The organism is Kluyvera ascorbata ATCC 33433 (genome assembly GCF_000735365.1).
Taxonomy (GTDB): Bacteria; Pseudomonadota; Gammaproteobacteria; order Enterobacterales; family Enterobacteriaceae; genus Kluyvera; species Kluyvera ascorbata.
The window spans coordinates 1-730 of the sequence record NZ_JMPL01000236.1 but is presented as its reverse complement, the minus strand read 5'-3'; the positions used below and the strand labels follow the sequence as shown (position 1 = coordinate 730).

Below are 730 nucleotides of genomic sequence, written 5' to 3'. Positions count from 1 at the left end.
TTTTGCAGCATTTTATGCCGTTTTTCTACATGTCATGGCATAGGATTTACACGCGGAGCCTGCATTATCGCTCTGTTATTTATACGATAATGTCAAAAACTATCATGCTTTCCTATGATTTCCAATCTCTCCCTGCCTTTCTTATTATCCCTTCAATTAATATTAACTTCAGATGCCCATTGGTTGTTTCAGTCTTCTTATTAATCTTTGACATTGGGTTGCATCAGCCTGCAACTACATAATATCCGACCGTTACGTAAATAACTCCAATGGCAGGAACCCCGAGCATGAATATGAAAAATAGAGCTGAACGGCAACTCTCTGCCATGGCTGCACTCATTGGTGTGATACTGGCGTCAGTTTCGTTGCCTGCGATGGCGGCCACACCCGCAAAGCAGCACACCGTACCTGTGACCGGGCATAAGCCTGTTGTGGCACCTGTGCTGGATAATACCGCACCGTATGTTGGAGATACCATTACCGTGGACCCGAAGTTCTCTGATGTTGATGCCGATACGGAAGATACAACAGCTACCGGGACATCCTATCAATGGCAGGTCGAAGATACTGTGGGAAGCGGGACGTTCAGCGATATTGCCGGGGCAACAGGGAAAACATACGTACCAGTGGATGCCGATAAAGGGAAGAAACTGATTGTTAAGGTTACGCCGCGTACGGATCCGGTAATCACGGAGCCGGCTGTCGGGGATGAAGTGCTGTCAGATGTAGC

1 pseudogene is annotated in these 730 nt (G+C 47.4%); it reads left to right on the top strand.

What is annotated here, in order from left to right:
* Window positions 1–287: 287 nt before the first annotated feature.
* Window positions 288–730: pseudogene (locus tag GKAS_RS23490) on the top strand (hypothetical protein); the annotation flags it as partial.